Genomic DNA, 20,007 nt, shown 5'->3' with positions numbered 1-20,007 from the left:
CCGGCGACGTGCCGGTGGTCGGGCGGTTCAGTCCTCGGCGCGGTGCTCCGGGCCGCAGCCGCACGACTCGCGGACCACGATCGACACCGGGAGTTCGCGGTGGGTCGGACCGTCGCTCGTGCCGTCGACGAGGTCGAACAGCCGCTCCGTGGCCAGACGGGCCATCTCCTCGGCGGGGACCCGGACGGTCGTGATCGCGGGCGTGGTGACACGGGCGAGACCGAAGTCGTCGAACCCGACCACGGACACGGCTCCCGGCACGTCGACGCCGGCCGCGCGGAGCACCCGCATGCCGCCGGTCGCCATGTCGTCGTTCGCGAAGACGACGCCGTCGAACTCCGTGCCCGCGTCGAGCAAGGCCCGGATGGCGTCGGCACCGGACTCCTCGCCGAGGTCCCCCTCGACCACGAGCGCGTCGACGCCGTGGTCGCGGACGGCGGCGAGGAACCCCTCGCGTCGGTCGAGTCCGGTCTGGTGGTCGAGTGTGCCCGTGACGTGGACGAGCCGGCGGCGCCCGTGTGCGTCGATGAGGTGCTCGGTGATCCGCCGCGTCGCAGCGACGTCGTCGATCCCGACGCTGGCCGCATCGGGCAGGGACGGCGCGTTGCCGATGAGCACGACCGGGAGGCCCGACGCGACGAGCCGCTCCATGTTCCGGTCGTCGATGGCCGCGCTGGTGACGATCACGCCGTCGGCGCTCCGCGAGCGCATGACGCGCTCGTAGGCGGCCACGCCACCCTCCTCGTCCGCGTTGGTCGAGACGATCACCTGCGCGTCGTGCGCGCTGGCGGCCCGGGACATGCCGGTGAGCACGTGCATGAAGTACATGTGCCCGAACACGTGGTGCGAGCTGTTCGGGACGACGAGGGCCACGGCGCCGGCCCGCTGGTTCCGGAGCGCGCGCCCGGCGGAACTCGGCACGTACCCCAGCTCGTCAGCGGCGCGACGCACGGCGTCCCGGGTGGCGGCGCTGATGCGCTCGTGACCGGACAGCGCCATCGAGGCGGCGGCAGCGGTCACGCCGACGCGCTGCGCGACGTCCTTGAGCGTCACGGACTTCGCCATCAGTGCCTCCTCGCACGGCTGTTGGTCGGGCTGCTTTATCGATTAACCGCCGCGACTCCTGGAACTGTAGCGCTGCTTTATCGATTCAACAAGCTCATCGGGGTCTTCTCCGCTCCGATTGCGAGTGGCAGCATGCCGCGAATGGAGATCACACGGCAGATCGTCGTCCTCGACACGGCGGACCTCGCGGCCGAGAGCGGGTTCTGGGCGCGGCTGCTCGGCGGACGGGTGGAGGCCGAGGACGACTGGCACAGCCTGTACGTCGACGGCCAGCCGCGGATGGGGTTCCAGCTCGCGCCGGACCACACGCGGCCGGACTGGCCGGACGGCGAACCGCAGCAGATCCACCTCGACCTGTACGTCGAGGACATCGGTCCTGCGCATGAGGAGGCCGTCGCCGTCGGAGCACGGCTCCTCAAGGCGGCGGACGACCCGACGGCGCCGCAGGGGTTCCAGGTCTACGCGGACCCGTCGGGCCACCCCTTCTGCCTCTGTTGGGGATGACAACGTTCCCGGCCACCACCCGGTCCGACCGCCGGAACGGCCCAGCGCCTGGGCACCGGCCCGGACCCGGACCCGGACCCGGCCGACCGTGCGACATGTCGTGTGCGACGCTCCGTTCTGACATCCGATCGGGAGTACCGCTGCGGTCCCGTTGGGGATAGGGTCCTCACAGATCCGGAGGTTCTGAGGGCTTTTCGGTTCCGCCGCCGCGTCGGCCCGAGACCTGGCGGCACCGGCGCGTCGGCCCACGACGCACCACCACCGAAAGCGCGGATCCGATCCGCCCGTCCCGAAACGGAACCACCCGTGAAGCGTCTCCCCGTCCTCGCAGCGGTCGCTGCCACCGCCGTCGCCGGCGCCGCCGTGCTCACCGGCACCGCCACCGCCGATGCCGCCACCACCGCCGGCGTCAGCCCCCGCCTGCTCGACGCCTCGACCCAGTCGTCGACCTGGATCACGAGCGCCGACCTCCAGACCTACAGCGGCACCGGCGAGCCGCCGACCGGCACCTGGTACACCGGCACCGCGACGGGGTTCACGACGCCGACGTTCGGCCCGTCCGGCCTGACGTTCTCCGGACCGGGCGTGCTCCTGCACTCGACGGACGGCCACCCGGCGAGCGACCTCACGTCGATCACCAGCTCGACCGACACCGACCTCGGCACCGCCGACCTCGTGAGCAGCGACGACGCCCACTTCACCCTCGTGGTGGACCTCGACGGCGACGGCGAGATCGCCGACCAGAACTACGCAGCGCTCGTCGCGGTCACGGCGGGCGACGAGGGCATCGACGGCGAGTACACCTCGTTCACCCCGGTCGGGACCATCCCCGCCGGTACCCCGGCCACGCTCGCGCAGTTCCAGGCGCAGTTCGCCGCGACGAGCCCGGACGCCACGATCCGCGAGTACGGCGTCTCCGACGCCACCGGTCCGGCCACCGTCACGGGCATCGCCTTCGACGGGCAGAACGACTACTTCACGCCGCGGCCCTCCGACGCCGGCACGATCACGCCCGCGACCCTGTCGGTGAGCGACTTCGCCACCACCGGCGTCGCGGTCTCCCAGCCGAACGGGTTCCTGCCCGGTGAGCCCGTCAGCGTCGTGCTCGTCGCCGAGGACGGCACGGCCACGGACACCGGTGTCACCCTCACCGCGGGCGCGGACGGCAGCGTCGTCGGCACGGTCACCGACCCCGACGCGACCGCCGGCACCTACGCGCTCACCCTCTTCGGCGAGAACTCGGGCATCTTCGTCGGGTTCGTGCTCGACGTCACGGCAGACCCGGCCGTGACGACGCCGACCACCCCGCCCGCCCCGGTCGCGACGCCGGTCACCACCACGGCGACCTTCACCGGCTGACCCCCACCGCGCACACGCCGATCCGCCGGACGCCCGTCGTCCGGCGGACCAGCGCTGTCCGGCACCACCTCGTCCCCGGAAGGCCCGCCGTGCTCCGCCGTCTCGCTCCCGTGACCGTCGCCGCGGTCACGGCAACGCTCCTCCTCGCCGGCTGCTCCGGTGCCCACCCGCACCACGCGCGTGCCGGTCACACCCCGACACCGACGCCGACCGTCCACGTCGGCGGCGCGCTCGGTCAGCGTCCGACCGCCTCGCCGAGCCCCAGCGCGGATGCCACGGCACCGAGCACCCCGCCGATCGCGGCATCGGCGACCGTCGCGACGGCGGAGGTCGCCAGCGTCGCCGTCCACGCCGCCGCCGCCGGCGCGGTCACGACGACCCTCCCCAACCCGCAGTCGAACGGCGCCCCACTCGTGTTCCTCGTCGTCGCGCAGCAGTCCGGGTGGGTCGAGGTCGACGTCCCGACGCGTCCGAACGGCCGTACCGGGTGGGTCCGCGCGAGTGACGTCGCGCTGAGCACCGTCGCCTACCACCTCGTCGCGGTCACCGAGACGAACACCCTCACCGTCTACCGCGCCGGGAGGCCCGTCGCCACCTACCCGGTCGCGTCCGGCACCGGCGGGACCCCCACCCCGCACGGGTCGTTCTACCTGACGGAGCTCCTCAAGCCGACGAACGCCGGGTACGGGCCCTACGCGTACGGGCTCTCCGCGTTCTCCGACGTGCTCACGAGCTTCGGGGGCGGTCCGGGGCAGATCGGCCTGCACGGCACGGACGACGCGTCGAGCATCGGCAAGGACGCCAGCCACGGGTGCATCCGCATGCAGAACGCGGACATCACGGCGCTCACGAAGCTCCTGCCGCTCGGCACCCCGATCACGATCATCTGACCCGCCCCCCACCCCCGGCACCCGGTCCGTTGCCATCCGCACGGCGTATCGAGGGAGCACCGCACCACACCTCCGGGAGGCCGCCATGGAAGACCTGCACACCGTCCGCGCACTCGTCACCGGCGGCACGTCGGGCCTGGGCCGCGCGATGGCCGAGGGACTCGTCGAGGCGGGCGCCCGCGTCGCCGTCACCGGCCGCTCGGAGGCCCGGGTCACCGCCGCCGCGCGTGAGATCGGCGGCGACACGATCGGGATCGCCATGGACAGCCGGGACGACCGGTCCGTGGAGCAGGGCACAGCCACCGCGTGGCAGGCGCTGGACGGCATCGACCTGCTCGTCAACAACGCGGGCATCGGCATGCGCACCGTGAACCCCGCGTTCATGACGACGCCGCAGGACTTCTGGGAGGTCTCCCCCGATGGTTTCCGGGACGTCGTCGACACCGACCTGACGGGTTACTTCCTCGTCGCACGGGCGGTCGTGCCGCGGATGCTCGCTGCGGGCACGGGCCGCGTGGTCACGATCAGCATGAACCACGGCACGATGAACCGCCGCGGCTTCGTCCCGTACGGACCCTCCCGCGCGGGCGCCGAGGCCCTCGCCCGGATCATCGCCGCGGACCTCGCCGGCACCCCGGTCCGCGCGAACATCCTCCTCCCGGGCGGTGCGACGGCGACCGGGATGCTCGAGGGCACGTCCCGGCCCGAGGCACTCGCCGTCCTCTCCCCCGACGTCATGCGGGCCCCGATCCGGTGGCTCGCGTCCGGCGAGGCCGCCGACGTCCACGACGAACGGATCGTCGCGACCGAGTTCACGGACTGGCTGGCGTCGCGCCGGGCCTCCTGACCGACGGCCGGGAGGCGCGGCACCGGCATGACCCGTCCCTCCCGGCCGGTGGGACGAGCGCGGGTGACCCGCCGACCGCTGCTCCGGGCACGACGAGAGGCCCCGCCGGAGCGGGGCCTCTCGAGGACCGGTGGTGCAGGTGGCGTCAGCCCTTGAGGCCGCTGCCGGTCACACCCTCGACGATCTGCCGCTGGAAGATCAGGTACAGGATGATCAGCGGCAGTGCCGCGAGGATCGCACCTGCCTGGATGTCCGCGTACCGCTGACCGAACGAGCCCTGGACCGTGGCGAGCCCGACGGGGATCGTCATGAGGTTCGGGTTCGACAGCACGAACAGCGGCAGGAGCAGGTTGTTCCAGACACCGACGAAGGTCAGGATGACGACCGCGGCGATGACCGGACGGGACAGCGGCATGATGACCGACCAGTACACCTTCCACAGCCCGGCGCCGTCGATGCGCGCGGCCTCCTCGAGCTCCCGGGGGATGCCGTCGAAGAACTGCTTGAAGATGAACACCGCGATCACCGCGGGGACCTGCGGGAAGATCACCGACCAGTAGGTGTTGAGCAGGCTGACCGCGCCGAGCTCCTGGAAGATCGGGACGATGAGCACCTGCCCCGGGATCATGATGCCGAGGATGATGAGCAGGAACGCGAGGTTCTGACCCGGGAAGTTCAGCCGGGACAGCGCGAACGCCGCCATCGACGCGAACAGCACGGTGAGGATCGCGGTGATCACCGAGGTGATGCCGCTCGCCAGGTACCAGTTCCAGATGTCGCCGGCCTGGAACAGCGACGCGTACGAGTGCAGTGTCGGGTTCCAGTGCGACAGGATCGCGCCGGCGCCGAGTGCCGCGGTGCCGTTGTCGGACAGCGACGTCTTGAGTGCGAACAGGCTCGGGATGAGCCAGATGATCGCGAAGACCGTCAGGACGATGCCGGCGACGATGTTGAACGTCCGGCCGCTGACACCGATGCGCGTCGCGTTCTGCGCCGGTGCTGCCGCGGAGACCGGGGACTTGCTGCGGGTCCTGGTCGGCGCTGTGGTGGTCGTGGCCATCTCAGGCCTCCTTCCGAGCTGCGGAGCGGTCGATCACCTGTCGGATGACCGCGATGGCGACGATGACGATGAACAGCAGGACCGACGCCGCCGACGCCGCACCGATGCGGTTGTCGGTGAAGCCGGTGTTCGTGATGAGCCCGAGGGCCACCTGCGTCGATATGCCCGGCCCACCGCTCGTCATCAGGTAGACCTGGTCGAAGATCTTCAGGCTGGCGATGATCTGCAGCAGGATCACGAGGGTCGTGGTCCGGCCGAGCAGGGGCAGCGTGATCGATCGGATCTGCTGCCAGTTCGACGCGCCATCGACGGCGGCCGCCTCGTACAGCTCACGCGGGATCTCCTGGAGGCCCGCCAGGTACAGCACGAAGTTGAAGCCGAGGGTCCACCAGACGGTGGCGAGCGCGATGCCGATCATGGCGGTCTTCGGCGACGCGAGGACACCCGCCCCCGGCGTGATGCCGAGCCAGCTCTCGCCCAGCGCCCAGAGGCCGGTGCCCGGCGTGAAGATGAACACCCAGATCAGCGAGATCGTCGCCGACGGCAGGATGTAGGGCAGGAAGAACGCGAGGCGGAAGAACCACTGTCCCCGACGGATCCGGTTCGTCAGCACCGCGAACACGAACGCGAGGATGACGAGCGGCGGTGTCGTGTAGATCGTGAACTGCAGCGTGTGCCACAGCGCGCTCCAGAAGTCGGCGCGGGTCAGCATCTCGCCGTAGTTCGCGAACCCGGCGAAGGTACCGAGGCCCGTGTGGACGGTCGACGTGTTGAAGAAGCTCGTGATGATCATCCACACGGTCGGTCCGAGCAGGAACGCCAGGTAGAAGAGTCCGAACGGGGCCAGGAACAACCAGGCCTTGCGCCCGTCCTGTCGATCGAGCGCCGCGCGCCGCGGCCGCGACTTCGGGACGTGGGTCGTGAGCGTGGGACGGTTCGCTACGGGTGCGGTGGCGGTCACGTCGTCGTACCTCCGGGGTTCTGGGGTGAGGGGGTCACAGTGGGCTGGGGGTGCTGAGGTAGACGGCGAGCTGCTGCTTGATGGCCGACATGGCGCCCTGCGGCGACGTCGAACCCTGCTGCACGAGCGCGAGCTGGGCGCCCACCGTGGCCTCGAAGGTGGAACCGGACCCGCCGTACCAGGCGGGGTTGTCGTACACGGCGACCTTGGCGGCCGAGGCGTAGTCGGCCTGCGGCTCGAGCTTGTGGTACGCCGCACTCGTCGCGGTCGGCTGGTACGCCGGCACGTGACCGCCCTGCGCCCAGGTCATGCTCTGCTCGAGCATGGTCTTGATGAACCCCATGTGCTGCTTGCGCTGGTCGAGGGTCCGCGCCTTCTTCGGCAGGACGAACGTGTGCGAGTCGGCCTGCGCGGCCGGCTTGTCGAAGATCTGCGGGATCGGCACCATGCCGAACTTCAGGCCCTTGATCGACTGGGCCGTGCTGATCTCCCACTCGCCCTCGAGGTAGAAGCCCGCCTTGCCCGTGAACATCTGCGTCTGCGCGCCGGCGTAGTCGAGGCCCTTGTTGAGCCAGCCGTTCTTCACCCAGGTCTGCATCCGCTCGTTCACCTTGTTGAAGGCGTCCTCGTCGACGGACAGCTTGGCCCCGTTGTCGGAGAGGAAGGGCGTGACGCCGTTGATCTGGTTGTAGAACGTCCAGAACACGCGCCAGGGGGTCGCAGTCTCGCTGACGTTCGCGACCGTGATCGCGTTGCCACCCGTGACCTTGCTCACCGCGGCGAGCGCCGACTCGAACGTGTCGAGGCCCGTGAGGTCCTTGAGCTTGCCGTCGCTGCCGATCAGCCCGGCCTTCCGACACACGTCCTCGTTGTAGAACATGACGATCGGGTGGGTGTCGAGCGGGATGGCGATGTTGTTCCCGTCGGTCTTCTGCGCCGCCCACGACTTGGCGTTGAAGTCGCTCGCCTTGAGTCCGACGAGCGCGAGGTCGTCCTCGGTGATCGGCTCGAGGATCCCACCGTCGTAGAGCGGCTTCGCCCGCGTCAGGTGCGCGACCGCGACGTCCGGCGGCTTGTTCCCGACGGTGGCCAGTGTCAGCTTGGAGTAGTAGGGGTTGCCCCAGGCGAACGTCGTCGCCTGCAGGGATCCCGATCCGCCGTGTCCCTTGCGGTAGCCGGCCTCCATCTGCTGCATGCGGTTGCCGTCACCACCACCGAACAGGTTCCAGAAGATGAGCTGCTCGGGGTTGAGCTGACTGCCCACCAGTCCTGCCGACACGGGGCTGCTGCAGCCCGCGAGTGCGACCGTTCCTGCCGCGGCGATGCCCGCGGTCAGGAATCCCCGCCTCGTGAAGGCTCCCGTTCCCGTTGCCATTTCGACCTCCTCGTCGTTCCGGTGCCCGTGGACGGGTCGCCGGGGGTGCTGCGTTGGGTGCTCGTCCGCCAGGGAAGCGGACGTGGGTTCAGTGCGTCACCGGCGCTGCGCCGGATCCTGTCTGGAGGACCGGTGCCGGTCCTCCCGTCCGGTCGCCGGGCCTGGGGTGCGGCCCGCGGAGGACCCTCCCCGCGGCGCGGTGCGCAGCACGGGGGCCTCGGACGCGGAGGCGTCGCGGGTCGTTCGGGTTGCGGTCATGGCATCACTCCATCGGGACGGACCGATCCCACCGACGGCGCGGCGGGTCTGGGGTGACTTTACAACGATGGAATGGAGTTGCAACACCCTCTTGCCACAGCGTGTCGAGAGCGCTCACACGAGCGGCGCGCGTTCCTGTCCGGCATCGGTGCACCGGCTGTGCGTCGGCGATGACCTCGCACACGCTGCCGCTGTCGCACACCCTGCTGCCGTCGCGCACCCTGCTGCCGTCGCGCACCCTGCTGCCGTTCGCACCCCCGCTGCCGTTGCACACCCCACTGCCGTTCGAACACCGTCATCCGGGTGTTCGACGGGAACGCACCGGTTCGTCCCGGTGCCGCTGCGTCAGGACACCGGGGGCGTCCCGCCGTCCTCGCTCCACTCCGGCTTGCCACCGGCCGCGGTCGAGGTCACCTCGGGGCCGACGATGAGGAACCGGACCTCCTCATCGGCCACCGGGCAGTGCTCGACCCCCCGCGGCACGACGAACAGGTCGCCCGGCGCGAGGTCGACGTCGCGGTCCCGCAACTGGATGCGCAGGCGTCCGCTGAGCAGCAGGAACGTCTCGTCCTGGTCGTCGTGCGCGTGCCACCGCGTGGAGCCGATGCCCTTGGCCACCTTGAACAGCTGCCCGTTCGCCTCGGCGAGGACACGCTGCGACCAGAACTCGGTCAACGTCGCCGCTTCGTCCGCCAGCGTCACCTTGTCGTCCACGTGGTCCTCCTCGTCCTCGGGCCGGGCCGTGCGCCCGTCTCCGCCCGTCAGCGTAGGGATCGGCAGCGGCGGTCGAGCATGGTAGGAATGCCCGATGTCGCAAGGATCGTTGCAACCCGACGCCGGGACCGTCCCGCGTGGTCGTGGGACACCGCACCGGGTGGTGCTCGTCGTCGACGAGGGCTCGAACCCCTTCGAGATGGCGTGCGCCTGCGAGGTGTTCGGTGCCCGCCGCGCCCAGGACCTCGGCTTCGAGCCCTACACACTCCGGATCGTCGCGCCGGGTCGCCGGACGACCATGCGCGACGGCCTGTTCCGGATCACCGCCGACGACGACCTGTCCGCCCTGGCGACGGCGGACACCGTGATCGTGCCGAACCGTCCCGACGTCGAGACCGCCTCACGCCCGGCGGTCCTCCGCGCGATCCGGGAGGCCCACGACCGCGGCGCCCGCATGGTCGGTCTGTGCACCGGGGCGTACACGCTCGCGGAGGCGGGCCTCCTGTCCGGCAGACCGGCTGCCGTGCACTGGCAGCTCGCCGACGACTTCCGGGCGCGCTTCCCCGACGTCGACCTCCGCCCCGACGTGCTGTTCGTCGACGACGGCGACGTCCTGACGTCCGCCGGCAGCGCGGCGGCGCTCGACCTGGGCCTCCACATCGTGCGGAACGACCACGGCGCCGAGGTGGCGAACCAGGTGAGCCGACGCCTGGTGTTCGCGGCCTTCCGCGACGGCGGTCAGCGGCAGTTCGTCGAGCGGTCGGTGCCGCGCGTCACCCACACACCCCTGTCGGCGACGCTCGACTGGGCCGAGGAGCACCTGGCCGAGCCCCTGACCGTCGCGGACCTCGCCGCCCACGCGCACGTCGGGGTCACCACGCTGCACCGGCGGTTCCGTGCCGAGGTCGGCAGCACGCCGCTCGCCTGGCTGACGGGGCGGCGGGTGCTCCTGGCGGAACGGCTGCTCGAGCGGGACGACCTGCCCCTGGACCTCGTGGCACAGCGGAGCGGACTCGGGACGACCGCGAACCTGCGCGCGCTCATCCGGCGGCACACGGGGTCGACGCCCTCGGTGGTGCGGGCGCGGTTCCGGGCCACGGCCCCAGCGCGCTGATCGCCCGCCGGCCGTGCGTCGAACACCCCGCTGCCGTTCGAACACCGCGATCGTGGTGTTCGAACGGACGAACGCGGTTCACCGCTCGGTGACACCACCGCGCTCGGCAGCATCCCGCCGTGCGATGACGAGCGCCACCACGAGCGTCCCGACCACGAGCACCGCGGCACCGATCGCGACCGCCGAGCCGACCCCGACGGCCGCACCGAGCACCGCCAGCGTGATGCCGTTGCCCGTGCGCAGGCCACTGCCGAACATGTTGTAGACCCCGACCACGCGGCCGCGCTGGTCGAGCGGCGCCCGGAGCTGCACGACGGCCTGCCCGATCGACATGCCCGCCATGTTCGCGACACCGCCCACGAGCAGCGCGAGCACCGCGACGACGTAGTTCCCGGTCACCGCGACGGCGATCGTCGTCAGCCCGAACAGGACACCCGCCGCGACCGCCGCCCGGGTGTTCGGCTTGATCGCGCCCGTGGCCTCGAGCAGGAACCCGCCGAGCACACCACCCGCGCCGTTGGCGAACAGCAGCAGCCCGTACGCGAGTCCGGCGTCCCCGGCCCCCAGGGCGTCGGCGAACGACGGGATCGCGACCTGCAGCGCCCCGCCGATGCACAGCGCGGTGAGGCCGGCGAGCACGATCATCCCGATGAGCACGCGGTCGCCGCCGACGCTCCGGAGCACCTTGCCGGTGTCGAGCAGCGAGACGCGGGCGCGGTGCACGGACCCGCTCCGGGTGTGGCCGGTGTACGGCGTCCGGAGCATGAGGAGCGTCATGGGCACGTAGAACAGGACATTCGCGAAGATCCCCCACGTCGACCCGAGCCCGAGCAGCAGCGCCGAGCCGACGACCGGCCCGAACAGGATCCCGAGGCTCCGGAACGTCGCGTTGAGCCGCACCGCGCTCGTCAGTTCCGCCGGTTCGGCGAAGTCGTGCAGCAGGAGCTGTTCCGCGGGTGCCCACAGTGCGCCGGCCATGCCGTGCAGCACGAGGAGCAGGCAGGCCTCCCAGATGTGCAGGGTCCCGGTCAGGAACAGCACACCCCAGGCCACCGACACGAGCATGAACATGCCCTGCGCGATCTGGATGAGCCGGCGGCAGTCGTACCGCTCCGCCAGCGTGCCGAACCACACCGAGAGCAGCAGGAACGGCAGCCAGTGACTGACGACCTCGAACCCGACGAGCGCCGGCGAGTGGAACCGCTGCCAGAGCACCCAGTAGGTGATGACGTGCTCGATGTTGTCGCCCATCATCGACAGACCCGCGGTGAACAGGTAGGGGCGCGAGTGCCGATCGCGCAGGGCGGCGAAGCGCCGCGGTGCGCTCGCGATGGGGGTGGTCATGCTGCTCCTGCTCTGATCCGGTACCGGCACGGTACTTCATCCCCGGCACGCCGAATCCGGGGGCGTCGAGCACGACCGGACGAGCACGACCTCACGAGCACGACCCGCACCTCGACCCCGCGCGGGGCATACCGTGGCGTCGTGGACCTCGAACTCACGGACAGCGTCGCACTCGTCGTCGGCGGACAGGGCTACATCGGCAGCGCCGTGGCCGACCGACTCCGCCGCGAAGGCGCGTCCGTCGTCATCGCGTCGCGGAGCGCCGACCCCGGACCCGACACCGTCCGGCTCGACACCGGCGATGCCGGCTCCGTCGAGCGCGCCGTGGCCGAGGTCGTCGACCGCCACGGCCACATCGACGTCCTCGTCGTCACGGCGGCGCCCGCTGCCGGCACGCTCGACCCTGGACGCGCGTCGGACCCGGAGCAGGTGCTGCACGCCATCGACGGCAAGGCCCTCGGCTTCCTCCGGGTCGCGAACGCGGTCCTCCCCGGCATGCGCGCCGCCGGACACGGACGCGTCGTCGTGCTCAGCGGCCAGAACGCCTACCTCACGGGCAACGTCACGACCTCGGTGCGGAACGCGGCGACGAACGTCATCGCGAAGAACCTCGCCGACGAGCTCGCCGGTTCGGGCGTGACGCTCAACGTCGTCAACCCCGGCACCGTCACCGACACGCCCTCGGCCGAGGTCACGCCCGGCCGCGGCGGCGAATCGAGCCCGGAGCAGATCGCCGACCTCGTGGCGTTCCTGTCGTCCCCGCGCTCGGTGGTCTCGGGCGAGTCGATCTCGATCGCGCACCGGGTGCTCGGGTCCGTCGTGCTCTGACGCGCCCGTTCCCCGTCGGGCGCACGAGTGGCGGTGACGACGGATGTCGCCCGGAGCGACGCCCGTTCTGACCGCAGGGTCTGGAGGCACCGCTCGCGGAGTGCATCGGCGTCAGCCGGCCCGTCGGCGGCGTCGATGGTGGGGTCCACGAACCGCAGGGCGCGGTCGGACAGGCCGTCCGGCGGGCTCCAGCATCCCCGGGAACGACGAAGGCCCCGGGTGTTCCCGGGGCCTCCATGCCTGGTGCGCGAGGGGGGACTTGAACCCCCACGCCCTCACGGGCACACGGACCTGAACCGTGCGCGTCTACCAATTCCGCCACTCGCGCCAGCCGGACGACTCTAGCACGCACAGGAAGGAACCCACGCCAACCACTACCATGCATGAGTCGGCGACCGCGATCACGGGAGACCCATGGGCCTACTGGACAGTTTCGAGCGAGGGCTCGAGCGCGCGGTCAACGGCGCGTTCGCGAAGACCTTCCGCTCGGGCGTGCAGCCGGTCGAGATCTCGGCGGCGCTCCGACGCGAGCTCGACACCAAGGCGGCGGTGGTCACGCGCGAGCGCATCCTCGTGCCGAACGAGTTCACGGTCCGGCTCGCGCCGCCGGACTACTCGCGCATGAACGACATCGGCCGGCCGCTCATCGACGAGCTCACCGGCCTCGTCCAGCAGCACGCGGTCGCACAGAACTACTCGTTCTCCGGTCCGGTCCAGATCACGCTGCGGCAGGACGGCACGCTCTCGACCGGGATCCTGCAGGTCGACTCCACGACGGTCCGTCGTGACGTCACGTGGGCCGGCGTGCTCGACATCGGATCGCAGCGCCATCACCTCAACGTCGGCCGCACCGTCATCGGTCGCGGTTCGGACGCCGACATCACGGTCGCCGACACCGGCACGAGCCGTCGGCACGTCGAGGTCGTGTGGGACGGCAAGCACGCGCAGGCGACGGACCTCGGCTCGACGAACGGATCCAAGCTGAACGGAGAGCGCTTCGAGCGTGCGATCGTCGAGCCGGACTCCACCATCGAGATCGGACGGACCCGTATGGTGTTCCGGGTGGTCCCGGAAGCCGACGGAGGAGCGTGATGACGAGCAGCCTGACACTCCTCGTGCTGCGCTTCGCGTTCCTCGCGGTGCTGTGGCTGTTCGTGTTCGCGATCGTGTTCGCCCTCCGGAGCGATCTGTTCGGGCAACGCACCCGGTCCATCCCGACCGACGCCAAGAACCAGCAGCAGGGTCCGAGCACGCCGCCACTGCCGACCAACGCCACGGCTGGCCGCGCGGATCCGGGCGCGTTCACCGAGGCCATCCGGCCTGGAGGCCCACCCGCGTCCGCCACGCAGGTCGCCACCCGACTCGTCATCACCGACGGCGCGCGCGAGGGCATGGAGATGCCCCTCGGGCGCGGTCCGATCACGATCGGTCGAGCGAGCGACAGCAACGTCGTCATCCGCGACGACTACACGTCCACCAACCACGCCCGCCTCGACCTCCGCCCCGAGGGGTGGTTCATCACCGACCTCGACTCCACGAACGGCACCTTCCTCGACGGCCAGCGCGTCTCCGCGCCGATGCCGGTCCGGGAGCGCACCCCGATCACCATCGGGACGACGACGTTCGAGCTGCGGCGGTAGCGCCGGATGGCAGCCCGTACCCTCAGTGCCGCCGTGTCCCACGTGGGCCGGATCCGCGCGAACAACCAGGACTCCGGCTACTCGGGGGCGTACCTGTTCGCGGTCGCCGACGGCATGGGCGGGCACGCCGGGGGTGACGTCGCCTCCGCGATCGCGATCCGCCGCATCCGTGAGGTCGACCGCGAGTTCCCGTCGGCCCACGACGCGGAGTTCGCGCTGCAGGCCGCGCTCATCGCGGCGAACCAGCTCATCACCGAGACGGTGTTCGAGCACCAGGAGCTCACGGGCATGGGCACGACCGTGTCCGCGATGATCCGCGTGGGCGACCAGATCGCGATCGCGCACATCGGCGACTCCCGCATCTACCGCTTCCGGGAGGGCGAGCTCAAGCAGATCACCGCCGACCACACCTTCGTGCAGCGGTTGGTCGACAGCGGGCGCATCACGCCGGAGGAAGCCGCGGTCCACCCGCGGCGGTCCGTCCTCATGCGGGTGCTCGGCGACGTCGACGCGGCGCCCGAGGTCGACACCGCGGTCATGGACATCCAGCCCGGTGACCGGTGGCTGCTCTGCTCCGACGGCCTGTCGAGCTACCTCGCCGAGGAGCGCATCCGCCACGCGCTCGCGTCCGAGATGGACGCCAACCAGGTGACGCAGCGCCTCGTCAAGGAGACCCTCGACCACGGCGCACCGGACAACGTCACCGTCGTGGTGATGGACGTGACCGAGGACGTCCCGGACGACGTCGACGACGCCGCGACGACCGTCGGGTCCGCCGCGGCGCCGCTGACGTTCGAGGCGTCGACGGGCCGCAAGCCGATCCGGCTGCCGACGATCCTGCTCCACCCCCTCAAGGTCACGACGGCGCCCGAGGACTCACACTTCGAGCCCGAGTCCGACCAGTACTTCGCCGAGCTCATCGCGGAGGACCGCCGCCGGCGCCTGCGTCGTCGCATCTCGTGGACGATCGCGTTGGTCGCTGCGGTCGTCGTGCTCGTCGGCGTCGTGTTCCTCGGCTACCGGTGGACCCAACAGCACTACTACGTGGGCGCCGACGGCAGCAACGTGGCCATCTTCAAGGGCGTGCAGCAGGGCATCGGTCCGGTGCACCTGTCGAGTGTGTACGAGGACTCGGACCTCCGGGTCGGCGACCTGCCCGCGTACACGCGTGAGAACGTCCGCCAGACCATCAACGCGTCGTCCCTGTCGGACGCGCGGGCCATCATCCGCCGTCTGGAGGCCGCGGCCGAGTCCGACGCGGACGGTGACGGCACCGGGACGCCGACGCCCACACCCACACCCACGCCGACGCCGACGCCGACGGGAGGCGCCCATGGCTGACATCGCCGCCCGCCAGTCCCTGACGCAGACCATCACCATCAAGCTTCGCGAACCGGCGCGCGCCCGCAACCTGGAGCTCGGCCTCCTCGTCATCGCCTGCGGCATCTGCGCCGGCGCGATGCTGCTCGTCCAGCTCGGCGTGCACAACCGGATCGACGTGCCGATCCTGATCGAGGGCGCGGCCATCCTCGTGCTGGCCCTCGTGATGCACGTGGTCCTCCGCATCGTCGCGAAGAACGCGGACCCGTTCATCCTGCCGATCGCCCTCGTGCTCAACGGCATCGGGATCGCCGAGATCTACCGGATCGACCTGCACACACCGAGCGCCACCGGATGGGGCAGCGCCGGGGTCCGGCAGATCGCCTGGACCTGCATGGCCATGGTGATGGCGATCCTGGTGCTCCTGCTCGTCCGGAACCACCGCTTCCTCCAGCGCTACCGCTACATCTTCATGCTCGTCAGCATCGTGCTGTTGTTGCTGCCGATGCTGCCCGGGATCGGACGCACCATCTACGGCGCGCGCGTCTGGATCGGCATCGGACCGTTCTCGTTCCAGCCGGGCGAGCTCGCCAAGATCTCGCTCGCGCTGTTCTTCGCCGGGTACCTCGTGACGGCGCGCGACAGCCTGTCGATCGTGGGCCGCCGGATCCTCGGTGTGCAGCTGCCGCGGGCCCGCGACCTCGGGCCGATCCTCATCGTGTGGGGCGCGGCGATGAGCGTCCTCGTGTTCCAGCGCGACCTCGGGACCTCGCTGCTCTACTTCGGCCTGTTCCTCGTGATGATCTACGTGGCCACGGGCCGCGCGAGTTGGGTGATCATCGGCTTGATCCTGTTCGTGGGAGGCGCGCTCATCGCCGCGCAGACCCTCACCTACGTGCACGGCCGGTTCCAGGCCTGGCTCGAGCCGTTCGACAACACCATCTACAACCGACAGTTCTCCGGGAGCTACCAGCTCGTGACGGGTCTGTTCGGGTTCGCCAACGGCGGCATCACCGGCACGGGCCTCGGCCAGGGACGCCCGTACCTGACCCCGCTCGCCCAGAGCGACTACATCTTCTCGGCCATCGGCGAGGAACTCGGGCTCGTCGGCGTCTTCGCGATCCTCGGACTGTTCCTCCTGCTCGTCTCGCGTGGGTTCCGCGTGGCGTACGCCGGCCAGGACGACTTCGGCCGACTCCTCGGGGTCGGGCTCGGCTTCGTCATCGCGCTGCAGACCTTCATCGTGATCGGCGGCGTCACGCGCGTCATCCCCGTGACGGGTCTGACCACGCCGTTCATGGCCGCGGGTGGATCCTCACTCGTGGCGAACTGGATCATCGCGGCGATGCTCCTGCGCCTCACCGACTCCGTCCCGGCGGAGCAGCGGGTGCAGCAGGGCGTCGCCACGGCCGCCATCGACACGAGGACAGGACGGTGACCCGCCCGTGAAACGCCAACTCCGCTCGATCTCGACCGTGGTCGTGCTCATGTTCGTCGCGCTCTTCGTGTCGACGACGAGCATCCAGTTCTTCTCGGCCCAGCAGCTCCGGGCCGACTCCCGGAACTCCCGGACGATCCTCGACAGCTACTCGACCAAGCGCGGGGCGATCCTGGTCGACGGCACCCCCATCGCCGAGTCGAAGCCCGTCGACGACCAGTACAACTACCAGCGCACCTACGCGAACGGCGACCTGTACAGCGCCGTGACCGGGTACTTCACCATCGGGCAGGGCGAGACCGGGGTCGAGAGCGCCGAGAACTCCTACCTCGCGGGCACGAGTTCCGACAGCTTCTTCAGCAACATCAACTCGATCCTCACCGGGCAGGACGTCCAGGGCGACGACGTCAACCTGACGATCGACCCGCAGGTGCAGCAGGCCGCGTTCGACGCACTCGGCTCGAACACCGGCGCGGTCGTCGCCATCGAGCCGAAGACCGGCAAGATCCTCGCCATGGTGTCGAAGGCGTCGTTCGACCCCAACACCCTCGCCGTGCACGACACGAAGCAGGTCCTGGCCCAGTACCACGCCCTCCTGTCCGCCGAGAGCCAGCCGCTGCAGAACCGCGCGATCGCCGGCGACCTGTACGCGCCGGGGTCCACGTTCAAGCTGATCGTCGCGTCCGCCGCGTTCGCGAGCGGTGACTACGACCTCGACTCGACACTGCCGAACCCGTCGACACTGACCCTGCCGGGCACGAGCCGCACGATCAACAACGCAGAGGGCGGGTCCTGCGGCGGTGGCAACACGGTCACCATCGCCGTCGCGATCCAGAACTCGTGCAACATCCCGTTCGCGGAGCTCGGCCAGAAGCTCGGCTACGACGCCATCAACGCGATGGCCAAGCAGTACGGCTTCGGCGACAGCATCCACGTGCCGATGGCGAGCACGCCGAGCCAGTACCCGCAGACCGACGGCACCGCCGAGCTCATGCGGAGTGCCTTCGGTCAGCAGAGCGTCCGGGTGACCCCGCTCCAGATGGCGATGGTCTCGGCCGGCATCGCGAACGGCGGCCGGGTGATGAGCCCCACGCTCATCGACAAGATCACGACGAGCGACCTGAAGACGGTGGTCCCGTTCCAGGCCAAGGAGTACGGCGACCCGATCTCGTCCGACGTCGCCTCCGACCTGACCAAGGCCATGGAGAGCGTCGTCGACAACGGCACCGGCACCAATGCGAGAATCGACGGGGTCGACGTGGCGGGCAAGACGGGCACCGCCGAGAACGGGACGGGCGATCCCTACACGCTCTGGTTCACCGGGTTCGCCCCCGCGAAGGACCCGCAGGTCGCCGTCGCCGTGGTCGTGGGGAACGGCGGCGGACTCGGACAACAGGGCGTGGGCAACACGGTCGCGGCTCCGATCGCGAAGAAAGTCATGGAGGCGGTGCTGAACAAATGAGACCCACCAGCGGACTCACCTTCGGTGGGCGGTACCAGCTCTCCTCCCGCGTCGCGATCGGCGGCATGGGCGAGGTGTGGCAGGCGACCGACCTCGTCATCGGTCGCACCGTCGCGCTCAAGATCCTCAAGGACGAGTACCTCGGCGACCCCGGGTTCCTCGAGCGCTTCCGCGCGGAGGCCCGACACGCGGCACTCGTCAACCACGAGGGCATCGCGAACGTCTTCGACTACGGCGAAGAGGACGGCAGCGCCTACCTCGTCATGGAACTCGTCCCCGGCGAGGCGCTCTCGACGCTGCTCGAGCGTGAGCACACACTCCCCGTCGACAAGGTCCTCGACATCGTCGCGCAGACGGCCAACGCCCTGCAGGCCGCGCACGCGGTCGGGCTGGTGCACCGGGACATCAAGCCCGGCAACCTCCTGATCACCCCGGACGGCCGGGTGAAGATCACGGACTTCGGCATCGCGCGCATCGCCGATCAGGTCCCCCTGACCGCGACGGGTCAGGTGATGGGCACCGTGCAGTACCTGTCGCCGGAGCAGGCGAGCGGTCACCCGGCGTCGCCCTCGACGGACATCTACTCGCTCGGGATCGTCGCCTACGAGTGCCTCGCGGGCAAGCGTCCGTTCACGGGTGAGTCCCAGGTCGCGATCGCGATGGCGCACATCAACGAGCAGCCCCCGGAGCTCCCGGCGTCGATCCCCGAGCCCGTGCGCGACCTGGTGATGTCCTGCATCGCGAAGAAGCCCGCCGACCGCCCGGCGACCGCGGCGAACCTCGCACGCGCGGCGCAGGCACTCCGACGTGGTGACGTCGCCGCGGCCACCGTCGCCGTCCCGGCGCTCGGCGCAGCCACGGTCGCCTTCAACCCGCCGGTCGGCAACGACGACGCCACGAGCATCATCGGGACCCAGGCCACGCAGCGGCTCGCTCCGACGCCGGGGCCGGCCGTGCCCAGGGGCCCCGGCACCCCGCCGACTCCCGACGACGACGGCCGGAAGCGCCGGCCCTGGTTGTGGCCCCTCATCGTCCTCGGGGCGCTCCTCGTCGCGGCGCTCGTCATCGGCGGCATCGTGTTGGCGAACCGCGGCAACCAGCAGGACCCGAGCGCGTCGGAGACCCCATCGCACGCGTCGACGCCGAAGCGGTCCGAGCCGAGCGACAGCCCGAGTTCCACGCCGACCACCGCGCAGCCCCAGACCGTCACGGTGAACGAGGGCGACTACACGGGCAAGAACGTCGACGACGTGGCGGCCGCGCTGCGCGACGAGGGGTTCACCGTCAAGGTCGTCACCGGCGATCCGGCGTCGAGCACGACGCCGGAGAACACGGTGCAGTCCATCGACCCCACCGGCAACCTGCCGTACGGCTCCACCATCACCGTCAAGGCCTACGGGCCCATGCCGTCGGCGCCGACCCCGTCCACCGCCACGGCCTCGCCGATCTCGTCGGACGGCACCTTCACGGCGACCTGGCCGGCGTACACGCAGTGCCCGACCGGCTACAGCCTCACCGGGTACTCGTACACGATCCAGAACGGCACGGACGGCTCCGGGGCGTCCTCGGGGGCGACCCGCGGCACGTCGGTCCGCGTCTCCGCCGGCTCGCCCGGAACGGTGTCCCTCACCTACACCGTCAACTGCGGGGACCTGCAGTCGGGCTCGTCCCAGCCGCTCACCGTGCAGTACCAGCCGGCCGCGACGAGCACGCCCACACCGAGCTCCGCCGGGACCCCGGGTACCCCCGGCACCTCGAACGACGACGCGAACAGCGTGCTCGATGAGATCGCGAACCGGGTCGGTCTGCACCGCTGATGACCTTCCGA

At 70.6% G+C, this 20,007-nt stretch carries 18 protein-coding genes and 1 tRNA gene; 12 read left to right on the top strand and 7 right to left on the bottom strand.

The features are described from left to right. Positions 1-27 precede the first annotated feature (27 nt). On the bottom strand, positions 28-1,065 hold the full coding sequence (locus DEI94_RS00185; RefSeq protein ID WP_111026543.1) for a LacI family DNA-binding transcriptional regulator: 1,038 nt from the start codon (positions 1,063-1,065) through the stop codon (positions 28-30). Positions 1,066-1,206: 141 nt separating this feature from the next. On the opposite strand from DEI94_RS00185, the gene DEI94_RS00180 reads away from it, so the two are divergent. The 4 genes from DEI94_RS00180 (at position 1,207) to DEI94_RS00165 (ending at position 4,665) form a co-directional block, all read left to right on the top strand. Next, entirely contained in the window at positions 1,207-1,569 is a 363-nt protein-coding gene (locus DEI94_RS00180) for a VOC family protein (protein ID WP_111026542.1), read from the top strand. A gap of 306 nt (positions 1,570-1,875) precedes the next feature. Beyond that, a complete protein-coding gene (locus tag DEI94_RS00175) occupies positions 1,876-2,928 on the top strand; it encodes a hypothetical protein (protein ID WP_111026541.1) in 1,053 nt (350 codons plus the stop codon). An 89-nt stretch (positions 2,929-3,017) separates the two neighbouring features. Then, a complete protein-coding gene (locus tag DEI94_RS00170) occupies positions 3,018-3,818 on the top strand; it encodes a L,D-transpeptidase (RefSeq protein WP_258377996.1) in 801 nt (266 codons plus the stop codon). A gap of 85 nt (positions 3,819-3,903) precedes the next feature. Then, positions 3,904-4,665, top strand: coding sequence for an SDR family NAD(P)-dependent oxidoreductase (locus tag DEI94_RS00165; protein WP_111026540.1), 762 nt, complete (start codon positions 3,904-3,906; stop codon positions 4,663-4,665). A 145-nt stretch (positions 4,666-4,810) separates the two neighbouring features. Here the strand turns inward: DEI94_RS00165 and DEI94_RS00160 are convergent, their stop codons facing one another. From DEI94_RS00160 to DEI94_RS00145, 4 genes are all read right to left on the bottom strand, one after another. Further along, positions 4,811-5,725 carry a carbohydrate ABC transporter permease gene (locus tag DEI94_RS00160; RefSeq protein ID WP_111010374.1) on the bottom strand — a complete coding sequence of 305 codons (915 nt, stop codon included), beginning with the start codon at positions 5,723-5,725 and terminating at the stop codon, positions 4,811-4,813. A gap of 1 nt (position 5,726) precedes the next feature. Continuing rightward, positions 5,727-6,686 carry a carbohydrate ABC transporter permease gene (locus tag DEI94_RS00155; RefSeq protein WP_111010375.1) on the bottom strand — a complete coding sequence of 320 codons (960 nt, stop codon included), beginning with the start codon at positions 6,684-6,686 and terminating at the stop codon, positions 5,727-5,729. Between the two features lie 34 nt (positions 6,687-6,720). Continuing rightward, the gene (locus DEI94_RS00150) at positions 6,721-8,061 is read right to left on the bottom strand and encodes an extracellular solute-binding protein (protein WP_111026539.1); all 1,341 of its coding nucleotides are present in this window, start codon (positions 8,059-8,061) and stop codon (positions 6,721-6,723) included. Between the two features lie 603 nt (positions 8,062-8,664). Further along, positions 8,665-9,033 carry a cupin domain-containing protein gene (locus DEI94_RS00145; RefSeq protein ID WP_111010377.1) on the bottom strand — a complete coding sequence of 123 codons (369 nt, stop codon included), beginning with the start codon at positions 9,031-9,033 and terminating at the stop codon, positions 8,665-8,667. Positions 9,034-9,127: 94 nt separating this feature from the next. Between DEI94_RS00145 and DEI94_RS00140 the strand changes: the two genes are divergently transcribed. Further along, on the top strand, positions 9,128-10,147 hold the full coding sequence (locus DEI94_RS00140) for a GlxA family transcriptional regulator (protein ID WP_111026538.1): 1,020 nt from the start codon (positions 9,128-9,130) through the stop codon (positions 10,145-10,147). Between the two features lie 78 nt (positions 10,148-10,225). Here DEI94_RS00140 and DEI94_RS00135 read toward each other — a convergent pair whose 3' ends face one another. After that, the gene (locus tag DEI94_RS00135; RefSeq protein ID WP_111010379.1) at positions 10,226-11,491 is read right to left on the bottom strand and encodes an MFS transporter; all 1,266 of its coding nucleotides are present in this window, start codon (positions 11,489-11,491) and stop codon (positions 10,226-10,228) included. A 141-nt stretch (positions 11,492-11,632) separates the two neighbouring features. On the opposite strand from DEI94_RS00135, the gene DEI94_RS00130 reads away from it, so the two are divergent. Beyond that, on the top strand, positions 11,633-12,319 hold the full coding sequence (locus tag DEI94_RS00130) for an SDR family NAD(P)-dependent oxidoreductase (protein WP_111026537.1): 687 nt from the start codon (positions 11,633-11,635) through the stop codon (positions 12,317-12,319). 241 nt (positions 12,320-12,560) lie between these two features. On the opposite strand, the gene DEI94_RS00125 is transcribed toward DEI94_RS00130, so the two are convergent. Beyond that, positions 12,561-12,647, bottom strand: a tRNA-Leu gene (locus DEI94_RS00125). Positions 12,648-12,733: 86 nt separating this feature from the next. Between DEI94_RS00125 and DEI94_RS00120 the strand changes: the two genes are divergently transcribed. The 6 genes from DEI94_RS00120 to DEI94_RS00095 are packed head-to-tail and all read left to right on the top strand — an operon-like array spanning position 12,734 to position 19,996. Beyond that, complete coding sequence (locus tag DEI94_RS00120) at positions 12,734-13,411, top strand: FHA domain-containing protein (RefSeq protein WP_111026536.1); 678 nt, start codon at positions 12,734-12,736, stop codon at positions 13,409-13,411. Further along, positions 13,411-13,959 (top strand): FHA domain-containing protein FhaB/FipA, encoded by a 549-nt coding sequence (locus tag DEI94_RS00115; protein ID WP_111010798.1) that lies wholly within the window; start codon positions 13,411-13,413, stop codon positions 13,957-13,959. The genes DEI94_RS00120 and DEI94_RS00115 overlap by 1 nt, the downstream gene beginning before the upstream one ends. 6 nt (positions 13,960-13,965) lie before the next feature. Then, on the top strand, positions 13,966-15,300 hold the full coding sequence (locus DEI94_RS00110; protein WP_111026535.1) for a Stp1/IreP family PP2C-type Ser/Thr phosphatase: 1,335 nt from the start codon (positions 13,966-13,968) through the stop codon (positions 15,298-15,300). Next, a complete protein-coding gene (locus DEI94_RS00105) occupies positions 15,293-16,717 on the top strand; it encodes an FtsW/RodA/SpoVE family cell cycle protein (protein ID WP_111010796.1) in 1,425 nt (474 codons plus the stop codon). Before DEI94_RS00110 ends, DEI94_RS00105 begins: the two co-directional genes overlap by 8 nt. 7 nt (positions 16,718-16,724) lie before the next feature. After that, on the top strand, positions 16,725-18,179 hold the full coding sequence (locus tag DEI94_RS00100) for a peptidoglycan D,D-transpeptidase FtsI family protein (RefSeq protein WP_111026534.1): 1,455 nt from the start codon (positions 16,725-16,727) through the stop codon (positions 18,177-18,179). After that, positions 18,176-19,996, top strand: a complete 1,821-nt coding sequence (locus DEI94_RS00095; RefSeq protein ID WP_111026533.1) for a protein kinase domain-containing protein — start codon at positions 18,176-18,178, stop codon at positions 19,994-19,996. The genes DEI94_RS00100 and DEI94_RS00095 overlap by 4 nt, the downstream gene beginning before the upstream one ends. The last annotated feature ends 11 nt before the right edge of the window (positions 19,997-20,007 follow it).

The organism is Curtobacterium sp. MCBD17_040 (assembly GCF_003234805.2).
Lineage (GTDB): Bacteria > Actinomycetota > Actinomycetes > Actinomycetales > Microbacteriaceae > Curtobacterium.
Note: the sequence above shows the minus strand (reverse complement) of the source record. Positions and strands in the feature narration are given on the sequence as shown.